We start from the raw sequence: 16,535 nt of genomic DNA on the forward strand, positions 1-16,535 counted from the left end.
CGGGTTCCGTGGGCCCATCCGGGCTTCCGCAGAACGTTTGCCGGAATGAACTAGACTGAGGGTTTGCAAGGACCTCGTGACGCCAGAGTTGCGGGCTGCGGCTGGCGTCAAGAATTCGTCGGCACGAACTACCGAGGAGAGTCTTGACTTTCGACCAGGCAGGCCAACCGGATCTCTCCGTTGTGATCCCGGTCTATAACGGAGAACGGATATTGGCGGCAACAATGGCGCGCCTTTCCGGCTATCTAACCAGTGGCAACTCCGAGATCATCATCGTGGAGAACGGATCTTCCGACAACACACTCAAGGTTGCCCGCGAGCACGCGGTGGACACTCCACACGTGACATTCCACGTTCTCCAAAGCGAAAAAGGGATGGGAAACGCGTACCGGAGGGGCATCGAGGCCAGTTCCGGACGCCGTGTCCTCCTGACCGCCGATGATCTTCCCTTCGGGACCGATGATCTTGACGAGGACGCGAAACTCGAACCAAAACCGCATGTGGTCATAGGTTCCAAAGCGCACAAGAATTCGAACATCCAGCGCAGCCCCCTCCGCGGACTCACCACTTTCGGGTTCAAGACTCTCCGACAGGTGATTCTGGGGTCCAAGGTCGGTGACTCCCAGGGAACGCTCATCGTCGACGGCGGCTGGTTGCGGAACATGGTGGACCGGTTTGACGATCCTGGTTTCCTTTTCAGCACCCAGGTTGTTTACGCCGCCGAAAAACAGGGCTTCGACATAGTGGAAGTGCCCGTTACTTTGGCGCCCGATGACGAACCCGGCGAAACCACCATCCGGACTGCCGACGTCGTAAAGATGTTCAAGGGTCTGGTTGCCATGCGCCGGCGCAAGAGCGAACTGGCAGCTGCTCCCAGCGCGGGGACACACGCCCCATGACGGGATCGATCGCAGAAACACCGTCGAACGACAATGACGTGAATTTGGAACAGCCTCCGGTCAAGACCACCAAAGCCAAACTGGTGGATTTTGCCCGTCGCGCCCTGGTGGTCATCGTCTTTGCCGCTGCGGTGTACTTCATTGCAGTCCAATGGCCACAGGTCCAAGCCACGGTCTTTGCCCTGCAATGGTGGCAGGTGCTGCTTTCGCTGCTTGCCCTCATCCCCGGGGTTCTTCTGGGCATGTACATGTGGCGGGTTGTCATGGCCAGCCTGTTGAGGTCTGTTGACATCGAGCCGCAGGGCCTGGTCCTGAACCAGATCTACCTCGTAGGCCAGATCGGTAAATATCTTCCCGGCTCCGTCTGGGCGTTCGTCCTCCAGATGGAGCTCGGCCGAAAAAACGGCATCGCGCGGGCCCAGGTCTTCGTAGCTTCCTTGGTCAGTACCGGCATCACCATCGGCGCAGCTTTGGTGGTTGGAGCTTCAGCCCTGCCAATCCTTGTCCAGCGGGAACCGAACCTGCAATGGTTGTACGTCATCCTCCCCGTCGTGATTCTGGCGATGAACCCAAACGTTGTGACCTTCCTGGTCAACTTCGTGCTCAAGGTATTCCGCCGGCCACCGCTGCCTGAGCGGATACAGGCCAACACCATGGTCAAAGCCTTCATCCTCGGTGTCCTCATGTACCTGTGCTTCGGCCTGCACCTGTGGATCCTGGTAGGTCACGAGGCAACCCTGGACCTGGCGACGTTCCTGGTCCTCACCGGTGCCCTCGCTCTCGGGATGACCCTCGGGGTGCTGGCCTTCCTGCTGCCCGCTGGAGTTGGCGCACGGGAAGCCATCCTGATCCTTGCCCTGGCGGGGATGATGAGCGCCGGTGCCGCAACCGCAATCGCCGCGCTTTCCCGGATCATGTTCACTGTTGCGGACCTGCTCTGCGTAGGAATCGCCTTTGTGCACTTCCGGTGGCGGCAGTCCGCTTCCAAGACCCCCGGAGATTCCACCTCAGAGCCCAGCTGATGCTGTGGGTCTTTTCCACGCCCGGGTGTCTACGATTCCCGGGCGTTCTTCGGGCCAATAATCAAACTTATGCCGCGCGCTAAGGAGCAAGGTACCACCATGACAGCAGTAACCTCCGAGGCCACTGCCCAGCGCCCGCCTGTCACCAAGCGGCGCTACTTCATGAAGCATGATTGGCATTGGGGCATTGTTACCGCCGTCATCGCGGCCATCTCGTCCATCATCCCCAGGCTCTTCAATCCCACGTTCTACTACTGGGACGACATGATGCAGTCCTTCCTTCCCTTGTGGCGGCACCTGGGTGAGGAGATTCGTTCGGGCAGATTCCCCTTGATGGAACCGGGGGGCTGGGTGGGCGGCAACATTGTGGCCGAGGTCGGTTACGGGATATTCAATCCCGTAAACATCGTCAACTCGGTCATTGTCTCCAACTTCGAGAACCTGTCGCTGGCGAGTTACTTCATCATCGTCCAGTTCATTGCCCTGTTGGCTTTTGGAACGTACATGCTCGCCCGGGACTACGGGTCAAACAGGCCACTGGCCCTGGCTGCCGGTGTAGCGATTCCGTTCAGCGGCTTCACCCTGTTCTACGAGGCGGCCCGCTGGCCCGGCGGTCTCATGGCCTTTGCCTGGATCACGGTTTTCTGGTGGTCAGTGCGCCGCTACGCCCGACGCAACACCTCGCCCTTCCTTCCGTTCGTGCTCGGCTTCCTCACCATGACAGCCGGCAATCCCTACGGAGCCATCGGCGTCATTCTCGTCCTGGCAGCGGTGGCCGTCGAACTGATGCTGATGCGGCACTGGCGACGCCTTATCCCGATCGTCATCGTGGGCGCTCTGGTGGGCCTGACTGCCGTCCTGGTGTACTTCCCTTTGCCCCTCAGCTCTGCCGTAACGGTCCGTCAGCAGAATGAGATCCTGAACGATCTCTTCCTCTCGCCGGACATGTCTTCCCTCCTGACGATGAGCACCTCGTCCATGAGGCCCCGGATCAACAACTTCTGGGCTCCCATCGACAACGTCCCCTCAAGCTACCTGGCATGGTTCGTTCTGCCTCTGCTTCCGTGGTTGGATTTCCGCAGCTTCAGGAACCGGTCCCGCCAGATCTTCAGCATCTATATCATTACGGGAATCTACTTCCTCCTGACGTTTGCCCCGTCACAGGTTCTGGTCTTCCGCTGGCCCATCCGTCTCATCGAGTACGTGTACTTGGGCGTGATCGTCCTTGTCGCCGTAGTGGCCTCAGCAGGCTTGAAAACCACCGCCTGGAAGAAACGGTTGTTCATCACCGTCGCGATCCTCGGCTTCGGAACCTACCGGGCCTGGTCCATGGTTCCGGAGGGCGGCAAGTGGCAGTTCTTCACGCTGGCCGTGACTTTGGTGCTGGTTGTGCTTGCGATCCTGGGATGGAAGCGCTTCGGTTACCGGGGCCTTGCCGCCGTCATGGTGGTCGGAACCATCGCCACCTTGGGCATGCAGTCCCGTCAGTTCGTCCCCAACAATGCAGTTGCAGGTATCGGCTCTCCCGTGGATGCCGATACCCTCCGGGATGCCACCAGCAACTACAAGGGAAACACCATCCAGGTCTTCAACACCATGAAGATCACGGGCGCGGAATTCACCGAGGGACGCCTCCTGTACGGCAACCAGATCCTCAACGCTGACGTCAACAACAGCATGGGCCGCTACAGCGGAATCAGCTTCACGACGTACGTCAATGCCTTGTGCATGAACTACCGCGGCGAAACGTGCCCGCTGGCCTACACCGAGCTGTTCAAACAGGCCTCGCCTGAAATCGACGCCACGTTGGCTGACGTCCTTCAGGTTGAAACCGTCGCCGTCCAGAAAACCCTGATCGCTCCGGACCAGCTGGACATCGCGCCGGGATGGTCGATTGTTGCATCAGACGAGACCCGGACCATCCTGCAGCGCCAGAACCCCTTGCCACACCCCGGCACTGTCTCATGGGTTTCTGACGGCATCACCGTCCAGGACTCAGTGCGGACAGGGAACGACGAACACGTCCAGCTCTCTGGCAACGGCAACGCTGGAAAACTGACCTTCGCGCGGCTCGCCTGGCCCGGTTACACCGTCAAGGTCGACGGCGAGACACAGAAGCTCACGCAGGGACCTGCCGGCGTCATCATGGTGGACATCCCCGCCGGCGCCAAGTCCGTTGACATTTCCTTCACGACGCCGGGACTCACCATGGGACTTGCCGCCCAGGCAGCTGCGTGGTTCGGGATTCTGCTGTTCACCGTATTCCACTATGTGCGGCGCTACCGCCGCGGAAAGTCCGCTGAGCAGTTAGTCGTAGAACCGGCCGAAAAGGTCACCGTGTAGCCAGGGCATCCCGGTCCGGGAAAAGAGCGTCCACGCCTTCGGGTTTGGGCGCTCTTTCCGTACGCAGGGGTCTCACTGTCCACCTGTTGGCAGTTGCCCTGGGAAAGCCGGGTTGCTGGGTCACCTATCCTGTTGGCGCCCTATGGCCCCTTGCACGTGACCGCGGGGCGCAAAAAAGGCCACCGTACCTCTGTGAAAAGAGGTACGGTGGCCTTTCTGTGTTGGCTGCGACTCCTAATGACAAGGAGTTTTGCTGCCCTCGGAATCAGTGCTCGCGGAGCCAGGCTACTGCCTCCTCGGCAGGCCCTTCGAACTGCACGGTGCCGGATGAAAGTACCACTCCCCTGTCGCAAATCCTGGAGATCATGTCGAGGTCGTGGCTGACTACTACCAGTGTCCGGCCCTCATCTGAGAGTTGCTTGATCTTGGCGAGGCACTTTCTCTGGAAAGGCTCGTCACCTACGGCAAGAATTTCGTCCACAAGGAAAATGTCCGGCTGGGTGTGGACCGCGACCGCGAAAGCGAGGCGCAGGAACATACCGGAAGAATAGAATTTCACCTCGGTATCGATGAACTGCTCGATCTCGGAGAAGGCGACTATGTCATCAAACTTCTCGTTGATCTCCTGTTCTGTCATGCCCAGGATCGCGGCGTTCAGGAACACATTCTCACGTCCGGAAAGATCCGGGTGGAATCCTGCACCCACCTCGATGAGGCCAGCGACGCGGCCTTTCGTGCGCACCGTCCCCTTGTCGGGAAGGATGACTCCGGAAATGAGCTTCAAAAGGGTGGACTTACCTGAACCGTTGAAGCCCAGGAGGGCGACAGTCTCCCCGGGCTGGATTTCAAAGCTGACGTCATGGAGCGCATCAAACCTTCGGGTCAGATCGCCCTTGCGTCCCTTCACCAGCCAAACGAGCGTTTCCTTCAGGGAGTGCGAGTGGCGAAGATTGAACGTTTTCTTGAGGTCCTTGACGATTACGGCAGCACCCATTTAGACCTCCTGCGCAAAGTGGCCCTCGAGCCGTCGGAACACGAGCTGGCCGATAATAAGGAACAAAGCAGCCATACCGAGTCCGAGCAGACCGGTCCACATCAAATGGGGAGGCAACTCAACGGGCCGGTTGACTGTTGGGTACCAGAACGCCCAGTGGAACAGTTCGACGGCTACCGTGATCGGATTCAGCTGGTAAATCACCAGCACCCATTCCGGGGCCAGGCGTCTGATCATGGTCCAGTCGTAAAGAACCGGGGAGGTCCAGGTAACGATCATCATCAACATGTCGACGATGTTCTCTGCGTCCCTGAAGAAGACGTTGATGGCACCAGCCAGCAACCCCAGACCAGTCGCTGTGACAGCCACAATGACGAAGCCCAATGCAGCCCCGATGAGTTGCAGGATGTCCGGATGCCAGCCTGTGAGCAAGGCGGCTGCAAGCAGGACCACCAGCTGAGGCAGGAAATGGACCGCAGCGACCCACACTGAGGCAACCGGGAACAATTCACGCGGCAGATAGATCTTCTTCACCAACGCAGCGTTGGAGACAATGGACCGCGTGGCATTCGAGAAAGCTTCTGAGAAGAAGTTGATAACGATGACGCCGGAGAACATGTACAGCGCGTAGTTGGGGATCTGATCCCCAACCCGCAGCACAATGCCCAACGCAAAGAACAGCACCACGTACTGGACCAGGGGCTTGACGTAGGACCATGCCAGCCCCAGAACCGAACCCCGGTAACGAACACGGAGTTCCTTGCGGACGATCAACTTGAGGAGGTACCGGCGTCGATAGACGTCGAGCAGACCGGCACCTACCCCTGGAACAGCATACGTATCAGTGGAAGTGGCCATTGCTACTTGTTAGGCTCCGATGCTTCGAACGTTTCCCGCCAGGATTCCATGGAGGTGATCTCAGGGAGGGCATCGCGGTATTGCGCGCGAAGGGTCTCCCAGTTGGAGAAGAGCTGTGCGTGGAGCTTGGCAGACTCAACCACCAACTGGCGGGCCATCCTGGGGTCCCTCAGGTGCCAGGAAGCTCCGGTGCCGTCAGCGTTCGAGACCACAGCGCTGTCGAGGTGGGCCAGGCTCCACCACTTTCCGTCCTGGTGGGCCACTTGGGCCTCCGGGTTGGCCTTGGCCGTGTCGCGGACGGGAGCCAGCGTCTGCTTCAGGACGGTTTTCACTGCCCATGGCAACAGACCGAGCGCACCCGGCTGCTTGTAGGACTGGGGCTTCTTGGGCGGGCGCTTCCGGAAAACTTCCGGGAACGCCGCGGGGTCCGTCTTGACCTGGGAGTCGGGGAACTCTTCACGCATGGCGCGAAGCTTCGGCATCGTGGTCGGCAGCTGTTTGTGCAGATCGCCGGGACCGGCGAGGACGTCCCGCAGGGCCATGACGCGGGCCTGCTCGGGGTAGTACTGCATCGACACCAAGTGCTTGATGTCCGTGTTCAGGCTCTCGCGGAGGATTCGTCCGCCCTTGGGGAACGGGGAGTGCAGGAGGGTGGCGATGAGCCGGTTGCGCTCATGGTAGTACGCCTGCCAGTCGACGGAATCGTCCTTATCTGCCCATGAGACGTGCCATACAGCTGCACCCGGAAGCGTCACTGTCGGGAAGCCGGCTGCCCGGGCCCGGAGCGAGTATTCAGCGTCGTCCCACTTGATGAACACCGGCAGGGAGAGCCCGATGGTCTCCACCACGGCCTTGGGGATGAGGCACATCCACCAGCCGTTGTAGTCGGCATCCCAGCGGCGGTGCAACTGAGGCGTGGACCGCAGGCCGGCCTGGGAGAAGTCATGATTGCCAAGGCCCTCCACCGGTCCCCACAGGAACCTGTAGAAGTTGACCACCTCTGAGTAGGCATGCAGGACAGACTTGTTGTACATGTCAAACATGTGTCCGCCGACGATGGTCGGTTTGCGGCAGAGATCGGCGAATGCCACTGCGCGCATCACGCCCTCTGTCTCAAGTTCAATGTCGTCATCGAGCAGCATGACGTAGTCGCTCTTGTCTGAAACGAGCATCTCGTACATGTTGCGTGCGAAACCACCCGAACCGCCGAGGTTGCCCTGGTTGATGATCCGGAGCTGGTCGCCCATGGATTCAGCGACAGCGTCGAAACCGGCTTCGTCGGCGACCTTTTTGTTTCCTTGGTCGACGATGATCAGTTCGGCAAGAATTTCCCGAAGACCGGGGTCTCCGTCAATAGCCTTGATGGTTTCCAGGCAGTAGTCTGCGCGGTTGAAGGTGGTGACACCCAACGTCACGCGCCCCTGGGTGCGGCCCTCGTCCGGAACGGCCCAGTGAGCGCTCTTCAGGGTCATGCCGTCACCGCCGGCGATCAGGTCAAACCAGTACCACCCGCCGTCGCCGAACGGGGCAAGAGTCAGCTCGAAATCGTTCGAGGCGGAACCCTCGACCAACACGGAATCGACACGCTGGGATGCACCGCGTGCGTTGGAGCGGTAGACAATGATCGTACCTTCGCCCTCGGTTTCGAGGTGAAGGACCGTCTTTGTGGCAATCGTCCATTTGCGCCAGTAGCTCGCCGGGAAAGCGTTGAAGTAGGAGCCGAAGGAAAGACGTTCGCCACGGCGGACCTGGACGGAACCGCGGTCGAGGATGTCCTCCGGGTGGAGCTGCCGGGTCATGCCGACGGCCTGCACATCCGAGCTTCCCCGGCCTGATCTTTGAACTGTGCTCGTGTCCGGGTCTACGTACAGAGGGAGGGTGTCGAGGTCGCGGTTCGCCGGGAAAATGACACGCTGGACAATCCGCAGGTTCTGTTCAGTTGAACCGGCGGCATTCACGTCGGTGGAAGCCGTCATGGCAGTCTCCTGGCTTTCATTTGTTGTGGTGGTCATGCGTCCACTCCCCCACTTTCAAGCTTGGCGCCGCCTGTGAAGTGCGGCTTGATCTTGTTGTCGTACATGGACAATGCTGAGCCGATCGCCATGTGCATATCGAGGTACTTGTAAGTTCCAAGGCGGCCACCGAACAGAACGGACTTCTCACCCTTGGCCAGATCGCGGTAAGCAAGCAGCTTTTGGCGATCGTCGGAAGTGTTGACGGGGTAGTACGGCTCGTCGCCCTTCTCCGCAAAGCGCGAGAACTCCCGCATGATGACCGTCGCGTCCTTGGTGTAGTCCCGCTCCGGGTGGAAGTGGCGGAATTCGTGGATGCGCGTGTACTTTTCCTCGGCGTCGGGATAGTTCATCACTGCGCAACCCTGGAAGTCCTCAATGGGCAGGACCTCTTCTTCAAGGTCGATGGTGCGCCAGGAGAGGTCACCTTCTGCGTAGTCAAAGTAGCGGTCCACGGGACCCGTGTAGATGACAGGCACCTGTCCCAGCACGGAAGACCGGCCGAACTCGCCGTCGTCGAAGAAGTCCGTGTTGAGGACAACTTCGATGTTGGGGTGGTCCGCCATACGCTCGATCCAGGCCGTGTATCCGTCGACCGGCAGCCCTTCGTACGTGTCATTGAAGTAGCGGTTGTCGTAGTTGTAGCGAACCGGGAGCCGGGAAATGATCTCCGCGGGCAGGTCCTTGGGGTCCGTCTGCCACTGCTTGCCCGTGTAGTGCTTGATGAACGCTTCGTAGAGCGGGCGTCCGATCAGCTGGATACCCTTGTCGTTCAGGTTCTGCGGATCAGTACCGGCGAGTTCACCGGCCTGCTCGGCGATGAGTGCCTTCGCTTCGGTCGGGCTCATGGCCGAGCGGAAGAACTGGTTGATGGTGCCCAGGTTGATGGGCATCGGGTACACCTCGCCCTTGTGGCTGGTGTAAACCTTGTGCTGGTACTTCGTGAAAGTCGTGAAACGGTTCACGTACTCCCAAACGCGTTCGTTGGACGTGTGGAAGAGGTGCGCTCCGTAGCGGTGCACCTCAATTCCAGTCTGCGCTTCGTTCTCGCTGTAGGCGTTTCCACCAATGTGGTGGCGGCGATCAAGCACCGCAACCTTCAGCCCCAACTCGGTAGCGGCGCGTTCTGCAATGGTCAGGCCAAAGAAACCCGAGCCGACGACGACGAGATCAGCGTTCACAAACTCTCCTGTGTATTGGCGTGCGGGCACAAAAATGCCCACGTCTACTGGTCAAGGCTACCCGACGTTACGATCGAATCCCGATTCGGGAACGCGCGGAAGGGGGGGGCAGCGATTGACCGGAAAAACGAACGGGAGGCGTGGCCTGCGCCAGCCTCCCGTTCAAATGTGCAAAAATCAAGCCGCGCTACAGCGCGACGACAGCGCCCGTTTCGGCTGATTTGAGTACAGCCTCAGCAACGCGCAGGGTCTCAAGGCCTTCGGCCATTGTGACAATGTTCATGGACTTGCCCAGAACGGCGTCGCGGAAAGCCTCATGTTCCATCTTCAGTGGTTCACGCTTGGCCAAGGCAAAACGGGTAGACGATCCCTCGGACACACCACGGAATGCCGCGATGGAATCCCAGTCCGTCTGGAAGGTGCCGTTCTCGACAAACGTCAAGTCAGCGGAAATCGTGTCGGCAATGTATGCGCCACGCTCGCCCAGGACAACCGTCGTGCGTTCCTTCATGGGTGAGAGCCAGTTGACGATGTGGTTGGTTACTACGCCGTCCTTGAGGTGCCCGATCGCAGTGACCATGTCCTCGTGCTGACGACCACTCCGTGATGTAGTGTGCGCAACGACGTTGACAAAGTTACTCTGGGCCAGCCATGCGGTGAGGTCGATGTCGTGGGTAGCAAGATCCTTGACCACTCCAACGTCGGCAATCCGGGACGGGAACGGGCCCTGGCGCCGGGTGGAGATCTGGTAGACCTCGCCGAGATCGCCATTTTCAAGCCGCTCACGGAGGCTCTGCAGGGAGGGGTTGAAGCGCTCGATGTGCCCAACGGCGCCGATCAAGCCTTTGGAATCAAAGGCCTCCGCAATCCGGCGGCCGGAGACAGAATCGTTGGCAATCGGCTTTTCCACCAAGCAGTGCACGCCGGCCTCGGCCAGCTGGAGGGCAACTTCCTCGTGGAGGATTGTCGGCACGGCGGCGACAGCCATGTCGATGCCCTGCTCAATGAGTTGCTCGACGGAATTGCAAACCTCCAGCCCACTGGCAACGTTGTGGGGGTCTCCAAAGGAGTCAGCGACGGCGACAAGGTCAACACCCTCGAGCTCGCGGATAACGCGTGCGTGGTGACGGCCCATCATGCCCAGCCCAATGAGGCCAGCGCGCAGATTTGCCACTAGCTACCTGCCTTTGCAACGGCGTTGACAGCAGCGACGATCCGGTCAAGGTCATCCTGGCTAAGTGACGGGTGCACGGGAAGGGACAGCACAGTGGAGGCCGCTTCTTCAGTGACCGGCAGGTCATCGGAGGTCTGGAACGGCGCAAGGCGGTGGTTGGGAATCGGGTAGTAGACGCCGCAGCCCACGTTGTACTCTTCGCGCAAGGCCTTCGCGAAGCCATCACGGTCCTCGGCAATCCGGATGGTGTACTGGTGATAAACGTGCTCGTAGCCTTCAACGACCTTCGGGGTAACGACACCTTCGATGTTTGCATCGAAGAATGCTGCGTTCTCCTGCCGGGTCTTCGTCCAGCCTTCGACCTTGGTCAGCTGCACACGACCGATTGCTGCGTGAATGTTGGTCATGCGCGCGTTGAAGCCAACCAGTTCGTTTTCGTACTGGCGCTCCATGCCCTGGTTGCGAAGCAACCGAAGCCGCCGTTCGACGTCGGCCAGGCCGGTGCTGACCATGCCGCCCTCACCGGAGGTCATGTTCTTCGTCGGGTACAAGCTGAACATGGCGAAATCGCCGAATGTACCGACCTTGCGGCCGTTGACTGCCGCGCCGTGTGCCTGGGCAGCGTCTTCAAAGACCTTCACGCCGTGCTTGGCGGCGACTGCACCGATTCCGTCCACGTCAAACGGGTGACCGTAGAGGTGCACCGGCATGATGGCTGCGGTGCGGTCCGTGATCTTCGACTCGACGGAAGCAGGATCCAGCGTGTAGTGGTCGATGTCCACATCGGCGAAGACAGGGGTAGCACCCGTCAAGGCCACGGAGTTGGCCGTTGCCGCGAAGGTAAACGACGGCACGATGACTTCATCGCCAGGGCCAATGCCCGCAGCCAAAAGGCCGAGGTGCAAACCGGATGTTCCGGAGTTGACGGCCACGGCTGCCCTGCCGTCCAGGAGGACCTGCGAGAATTCCTGTTCAAAGGACGCAACCTCCGAACCCTGTGCGAGTTGGCCGGAGGCCAGAACAGCCTCTACTGCCTTGCGCTCATCATCACCGATGATGGGCTTGGCGGGGGGAATGAATTCGGGGCTCATGCCTCTACCTCTCGAAGGGTCTCGTTCTGTTCAACATATGTGGCGCCGGTTTCCGGGCATACCCAGTTGTCACCGCTGCGTTGCAGCGGGAAACCGGCCTTGCCGACCCAACCATGGCGCTTGGCCGGAACTCCGACCATCAAAGCAAAATCAGGAACATCTTTGGCCACGACAGCACCCGCGGCCACAGTAGCCCAGCGTCCGATCGTGACCGGAGCAACACATACAGCGCGGGCGCCGATGGACGCGCCTTCACGAATAGTGACGCCCACGGGCTCCCAATCATGGGCGCTCTTCAAAGTTCCATCGGGTGCAACTGCCCGGGGGTATGTGTCATTCGTCAGCACTACGGCGGGTCCGATGAAGACCCCTGCCTCCAGTTCCGCGGGCTCGTAGACAAGCGCATAGTTCTGAACTTTGCAGTTGTCCCCCATCTTGACTCCGGAGCCGATGTAGGCCCCGCGTCCGACGATGCAATTGACCCCTAGTTCGGCCTGCTCGCGGACTTGGGCAAGATGCCAAATCTTTGATCCATCACCAATTACCGCCTTGTCTGAAACATCGGCGCTCTCCGCAACCACTATCACCGGTGAAGGTCCTTCCTCATTGAGCACACGCGACAACGAGTTTCATCTTAGCTGAGACACAAAGCCACAGCGTCAAGGCGCCGTTTACCCTTCCCTGGCAAAAGTTGTCCACATACACCTCATGGGGTGCTGCGGTTTCGTCCTGAGCTCCATAACGATGGTGGTGCATGCAAAGGGAGGACAAGGCAATGACGTTGGAGTGCACACTCGTTCGGAGCCCCACTGCGCCCATGCCAGCGGATCCGGAGGAATTGACCATCGAAGTACCGCCGGGCGCGTCCGGTGCCCAGCTGGAAGCCCTGATCAAGGCCGTCCGGAACACCGGGCAGCTTTCTGTTGCAGGGCGGTATCTCGCCGACCTGACCGTCGGGGTGCCACCTCTTGTGTCCGGTGCAGTGATCGTGGACGGATTCGTGCCGCCGGCGGAAACATCAACCATGCTTCCTCTGATGTTGCTCACCCATACCGGCCCTGCCGCAGGGTCTGTATTCCGGATTCCGCGTGGGCAACACCACATTGGCCGTGGAACTGCAGGGATTTCGCTACCCGATCCTGGAATGTCCAGGGAACACGCATTACTGGATGTCTCGGGTGAACGCTTGGAAGTAACCAGCGTTGCTGCAGCGAACCCCATAGATGTGGACGGTCGGCCCGTCCGCCGCGCTTTGGTCACATCCCGCTCCAGCCTCCGTTGCGGGCATACAACTTTCAGCCTCGCGCCGGACAACGAGTGCTTTCCTGCCGTCGCAGCGGATGCGGGTCGTTCGGTGCAGGAACCAATCGAGGTGCCCTGCGCAAAGAACCACGGGAGCCGGGCCACCATCGCGCTTGCCGCAGGGTTGCCTTTGATTGCCGGAATCGGTCTCGCGGCGGCCACCGGGATGTGGATGTACTTGGGGTTCTCTGCGATATCCGCGCTTGGCTTGGTTTTCCCCTTGTTGCTTGGGGGAAAGGGACGGCAGGAATACCGCCGAGCACTTGATCATGCGGTTCGCGAAGACATCGCCAGACGCCACCGTTGCTCGCCTTCTGCCGCCGAGTTACTGGTAGCCGGCCAAAGCCGTCCGGCGGCCGCGGGACCTGGCGCAAGGGGTTTGGCCTCAGGCGGAAACCTCGGGACGCCGTCGCCGGATACCAATGCAGGAGGTGTCCAGGCTGAGCCCCGGGTTTGGTTGCGACTGGGCACCGCCCAGTCCTCGGCCAATATCCGCCTCGTCCCTGGCGACCGACATTTCTCACCGCCACCCGTCGGCTCGTGCCCTGTCTCGTTAGATCCTGGCCATCGGCGCGTGGCTATACAAGGCCACGGCAAACACGTGGCAGCCTTGCTTCGATTCATCGTCATGCAGCTTGCAAGTTTCCCAAACTCAGCCTCTGCTCCCATCGTGTTGCTGGGGGCAGTCGAAGACCTGCCCCTGAGTGCCCGGTTTCTCCCTCAGGTGACCCTCGCTGCGGACGCTGACGCGGCCGTGGCTGCCGTGAACACGCTCCGGCATGGCCGGCAGGGCACTCTTATTGTGATGGAGAGCCCAACAGGGCAGGAGAACGAGGCCCTTTCCCGAGCCATCCAGGCTTCGCATCAGGCCCAGTGGCAGGTACTGCACTGTCACTCCGGGGCTTCAGTCCCCCTGGACGCCATCACCATCGAACCGTCGGGCGTGGCTGCATCTTTTGAGTCGGCAGGTGAGCGCTTCGATTTTGTGCCCGACCTCGTTCCCGCCGAGGTATTCGATCGCTTCTGCCGGACAGTTGCCGCAAGGTTGAGCGAGCAAGCGCCGCGTACTCACGGCGTTCTTCCAGACCGGTCTTCACTGGCGGCCCTTCTTCCCTGCGGCCAACGCCGGATCCTTAGCAGGTGGCGCACTGCCTCCGGACTGGAAAGCCTGACAGCTGTGCTGGGAGAAGGCCGGGCCGGCCCGGTCACATTCGACCTCAAGATGGACGGTCCCCACCTTCTGATTGCGGGTACTACCGGCTCTGGAAAGTCCGAACTGCTGAAGACTTTCGTTGCTTCCATCGCGCTGAGCGTCCCGCCGGAGCACGCAGCTTTTCTGTTTTTCGATTTCAAGGGCGGTTCAGGGCTGGGTCCGTTAACAGCCCTCCCGCACTGCGTGGGCATCCTGACGGATCTGAGCCGGCAGCATCTTGATCGGGCATTGGAGTCGCTGCGTGGAGAAATACGGCACCGCGAGAAGCTTTTCGCCGACTGGGGGGCAACGGACCTCGCAGAATACCAACGAATGAAGGGCGCCAAGGACTGCAGGCTCCCGCACCTGATCCTGGTCATAGATGAGTTCCGGATCCTTGTCGACGAGGCTCCGGCTGCGCTCCACGAACTCATGCGGGTGGCGACGATCGGACGTTCCCTGGGTATCCATCTGGTCATGGCCACTCAGCGACCACAAGGAGCCTTGACCGCTGATATAAGGGCAAACGTGACCTCCAGCATCGCACTTCGAGTCCAGTCGGAGATGGAGTCGGTGGACATCATCAATTCGAAGGCTGCTGCGTCAATTGGCGTTGATGTTCCCGGGCGGGCGTTCCTGGCAACGGCATCGAAGGAGCCCGAAGAGTTCCAAGCAGCCTCTCTGGACGCTCCGCAATCCGGCGGTGTGTCGCCCATGGCCGACCATTTGTCGCCGGGAAGCGGCGCCGCGCCTGACCGGGTTGTTCGGTCTGTTGCCCAGGCGCTCGGCGAACCCTTCGACAGTCGGGATCTCGTCGGCAAGGACGTCGACGGTTCCGGCCGCAGCACGTCCCAGGCACTTACAGGCGCCGGGAGTTTGGTATCCAATATTAACGCCGCTTGGCGCCACTTGGGCACTCCCTCTCCCCGAAGCCCCATCGCAGCACCCCTACCGCACTCGATTCCTTGGACGGCCGAACTCTCAACTGAGGGTGGGCCTGAGGTGATGCATGAAAGCGATAGGGCATCCTGGCGGGTGGGACCGGTGGCACTGGTGGACAAGCCTGCGCAGCAACGGGTTGAGTGCCTCACTTGGATGCCCGCCGACCATGGACACCTGGCATTGATTGGCAACGCATCAAGTGGCATGCAGGACAGCTTCCGCGCGATCACCGCCCTGGTGGCCACCCGGGCGCCCCAGCCCCATCTCTACATTCTGGACGCGAGCCGATTACTGGGTCAGCTGGAGTCGCAACAAGGAATCGCGGCTTTCGCGGGTGTCGATCAAGTTGGCTTCGCGGCCCGGATCCTGTCGCGGTTGGCAGCCGAAATGGAGCGACGGCGCGCCTTGGGTGGCCTCGAGGGGCGTTGCCGGCCACTGGTGCTGATCGTGGCCGGCTGGTGCTCTTGGTCAACGGCCTTCCGAGGAGGCCCTCACGAATGGGCTGAGGGCATTCTGCACGACATCGCCAGGGACGGAAGCCCCGTGGGCATCACTCTTCTGATTTCCGGGGAGCGGGAACTGGTCAGCTCCCGCCTGTTTGCCGCAATCCCAAATCGTGCCTATTTTCCTTTGGGGACAACTGATGAATCCAGGTTCCACTGGCCTCGTCTTCCCGAAGTGGAACCCGTTCGGGGGCGGGCCGCAGTGATGGGAAACGTCGTCGAGGGTCAAACGGCCTCAGCGCAGTTCAGGGAGGCGCCAACAGCTGGGCTCTGGCCTTTTGGGGACCTGGCTCCGGCCGAACCGCCTTTTCGCTTGCGACCCCTCCCCCACCTGCTGACACGCGAGGACTTCCTCAACCGCAAGGCAGCGCTGGGCAGCTCGAAGAAAGAGCCGCGTACGGCAATCCGGTCGGTGGGGGCGGATGAAAAGGTGCCGGAGCCTCTCTGGATCGGTGTCGCCGGTGACGAAGCACAACCCGCAGCGCTACCCCTCAGGGACAAGGGAGTCAGCCTTGTCCTGGGGGGTCCAAGTTCCGGCAAGAGCACCATTCTTGGATCGTTGGTCCGCTTGAACCCGGGGACCTTGTGGCTCTTTCCACCGGACGCAGCCTCTGCGGGAACGTTCTGGGCTTCAACTGCGTCGGAGGCCACTGCGGGAAATCTGGATCCTGGAAGTGTGCTGCTGGTGGATGACGGAGACTCCCTGGATGCCCAGGGCCGCCAGGCTCTCAATGCCCTGGACGGGCAAGTCGCAGGCATCATCCTGACAGCTACGTTCGGCCCGGCCCTACACCAACTTCCTCTGGCCAGGCAGGTGCAAGCAGCCGGCTTGGGGTTGGTCTTGTCGCCCTCAAAACCGCACGACGGCGAGCTCCTGGGTGTCCGGCTTCAACCCGACACCGCGCGGCGCCCTGGCCGCGGCTTCATTGTCGACCGCGGTGTAATTACTCCCTGCCAGGCAGTACTCTCCTCCGGCCTTCCAGCACGCGGGTGACCGCACCCGGAACGCCGTGCGATGGACC

The 16,535-nt window shown here is 60.7% G+C and carries 11 protein-coding genes; 4 read left to right on the forward strand and 7 right to left on the reverse strand.

Annotation, left to right across the window (positions count from 1 at the left end; genetic code table 11):
- The first annotated feature begins 143 nt into the window (after window positions 1-143).
- The 3 genes from ACNAOU_RS14690 to ACNAOU_RS14700 all read left to right on the forward strand — a co-directional run bounded on the left by ACNAOU_RS14690 (window position 144) and on the right by ACNAOU_RS14700 (window position 4,264).
- Entirely contained in the window at window positions 144-899 is a 756-nt protein-coding gene (locus tag ACNAOU_RS14690; RefSeq protein WP_018776417.1) for a glycosyltransferase, read from the forward strand.
- Window positions 896-1,921, forward strand: coding sequence for a lysylphosphatidylglycerol synthase domain-containing protein (locus ACNAOU_RS14695; protein ID WP_018776418.1), 1,026 nt, complete (start codon window positions 896-898; stop codon window positions 1,919-1,921). The genes ACNAOU_RS14690 and ACNAOU_RS14695 overlap by 4 nt, the downstream gene beginning before the upstream one ends.
- Before the next feature lie 99 nt (window positions 1,922-2,020).
- A complete protein-coding gene (locus ACNAOU_RS14700; protein ID WP_422757136.1) occupies window positions 2,021-4,264 on the forward strand; it encodes a hypothetical protein in 2,244 nt (747 codons plus the stop codon).
- 265 nt (window positions 4,265-4,529) lie between these two features.
- Here ACNAOU_RS14700 and ACNAOU_RS14705 read toward each other — a convergent pair whose 3' ends face one another.
- The 7 genes from ACNAOU_RS14705 to ACNAOU_RS14735 all read right to left on the reverse strand — a co-directional run bounded on the left by ACNAOU_RS14705 (window position 4,530) and on the right by ACNAOU_RS14735 (window position 12,188).
- Window positions 4,530-5,258, reverse strand: coding sequence for an ABC transporter ATP-binding protein (locus ACNAOU_RS14705; protein ID WP_018776420.1), 729 nt, complete (start codon window positions 5,256-5,258; stop codon window positions 4,530-4,532).
- Window positions 5,259-6,116 (reverse strand): ABC transporter permease, encoded by an 858-nt coding sequence (locus ACNAOU_RS14710; protein WP_018776421.1) that lies wholly within the window; start codon window positions 6,114-6,116, stop codon window positions 5,259-5,261. It lies immediately after the preceding gene.
- A 2-nt stretch (window positions 6,117-6,118) separates the two neighbouring features.
- Window positions 6,119-8,128, reverse strand: coding sequence for a glycosyltransferase (locus ACNAOU_RS14715; RefSeq protein ID WP_422757137.1), 2,010 nt, complete (start codon window positions 8,126-8,128; stop codon window positions 6,119-6,121).
- Window positions 8,125-9,309, reverse strand: coding sequence for a UDP-galactopyranose mutase (gene glf, locus ACNAOU_RS14720; protein ID WP_018776423.1), 1,185 nt, complete (start codon window positions 9,307-9,309; stop codon window positions 8,125-8,127). The genes ACNAOU_RS14715 and glf overlap by 4 nt, the downstream gene beginning before the upstream one ends.
- Before the next feature lie 187 nt (window positions 9,310-9,496).
- The gene (locus ACNAOU_RS14725; RefSeq protein WP_018776424.1) at window positions 9,497-10,483 is read right to left on the reverse strand and encodes a Gfo/Idh/MocA family protein; all 987 of its coding nucleotides are present in this window, start codon (window positions 10,481-10,483) and stop codon (window positions 9,497-9,499) included.
- The gene (locus ACNAOU_RS14730) at window positions 10,483-11,574 is read right to left on the reverse strand and encodes a DegT/DnrJ/EryC1/StrS family aminotransferase (protein ID WP_018776425.1); all 1,092 of its coding nucleotides are present in this window, start codon (window positions 11,572-11,574) and stop codon (window positions 10,483-10,485) included. The genes ACNAOU_RS14725 and ACNAOU_RS14730 overlap by 1 nt, the downstream gene beginning before the upstream one ends.
- Window positions 11,571-12,188, reverse strand: a complete 618-nt coding sequence (locus tag ACNAOU_RS14735; RefSeq protein WP_018776426.1) for an acyltransferase — start codon at window positions 12,186-12,188, stop codon at window positions 11,571-11,573. The genes ACNAOU_RS14730 and ACNAOU_RS14735 overlap by 4 nt, the downstream gene beginning before the upstream one ends.
- A gap of 203 nt (window positions 12,189-12,391) precedes the next feature.
- Here ACNAOU_RS14735 and ACNAOU_RS14740 point away from each other — a divergent pair, with 203 nt between their 5' ends.
- Window positions 12,392-16,507, forward strand: coding sequence for an FtsK/SpoIIIE domain-containing protein (locus ACNAOU_RS14740; protein ID WP_422757138.1), 4,116 nt, complete (start codon window positions 12,392-12,394; stop codon window positions 16,505-16,507).
- Window positions 16,508-16,535 lie beyond the last annotated feature (28 nt).

Source organism: Paenarthrobacter sp. C1, from assembly GCF_049315185.1.
Taxonomy (GTDB): domain Bacteria; phylum Actinomycetota; class Actinomycetes; order Actinomycetales; family Micrococcaceae; genus Arthrobacter; species Arthrobacter nicotinovorans.

What these genes read in the sequence shown, in the direction of transcription:
- ACNAOU_RS14710 (WP_018776421.1), bottom strand. Translation starts at nt 6,116, where the DNA reads ATGGCCACTTCCACTGATACGTATGCTGTTCCAGGGGTAGGTGCCGGT.
- ACNAOU_RS14740 (WP_422757138.1), top strand. Translation starts at nt 12,392, where the DNA reads ATGCCAGCGGATCCGGAGGAATTGACCATCGAAGTACCGCCGGGCGCG.
- ACNAOU_RS14705 (WP_018776420.1), bottom strand. Translation starts at nt 5,258, where the DNA reads ATGGGTGCTGCCGTAATCGTCAAGGACCTCAAGAAAACGTTCAATCTT.
- ACNAOU_RS14695 (WP_018776418.1), top strand. Translation starts at nt 896, where the DNA reads ATGACGGGATCGATCGCAGAAACACCGTCGAACGACAATGACGTGAAT.
- ACNAOU_RS14700 (WP_422757136.1), top strand. Translation starts at nt 2,021, where the DNA reads ATGACAGCAGTAACCTCCGAGGCCACTGCCCAGCGCCCGCCTGTCACC.
- ACNAOU_RS14715 (WP_422757137.1), bottom strand. Translation starts at nt 8,128, where the DNA reads ATGACCACCACAACAAATGAAAGCCAGGAGACTGCCATGACGGCTTCC.
- ACNAOU_RS14730 (WP_018776425.1), bottom strand. Translation starts at nt 11,574, where the DNA reads ATGAGCCCCGAATTCATTCCCCCCGCCAAGCCCATCATCGGTGATGAT.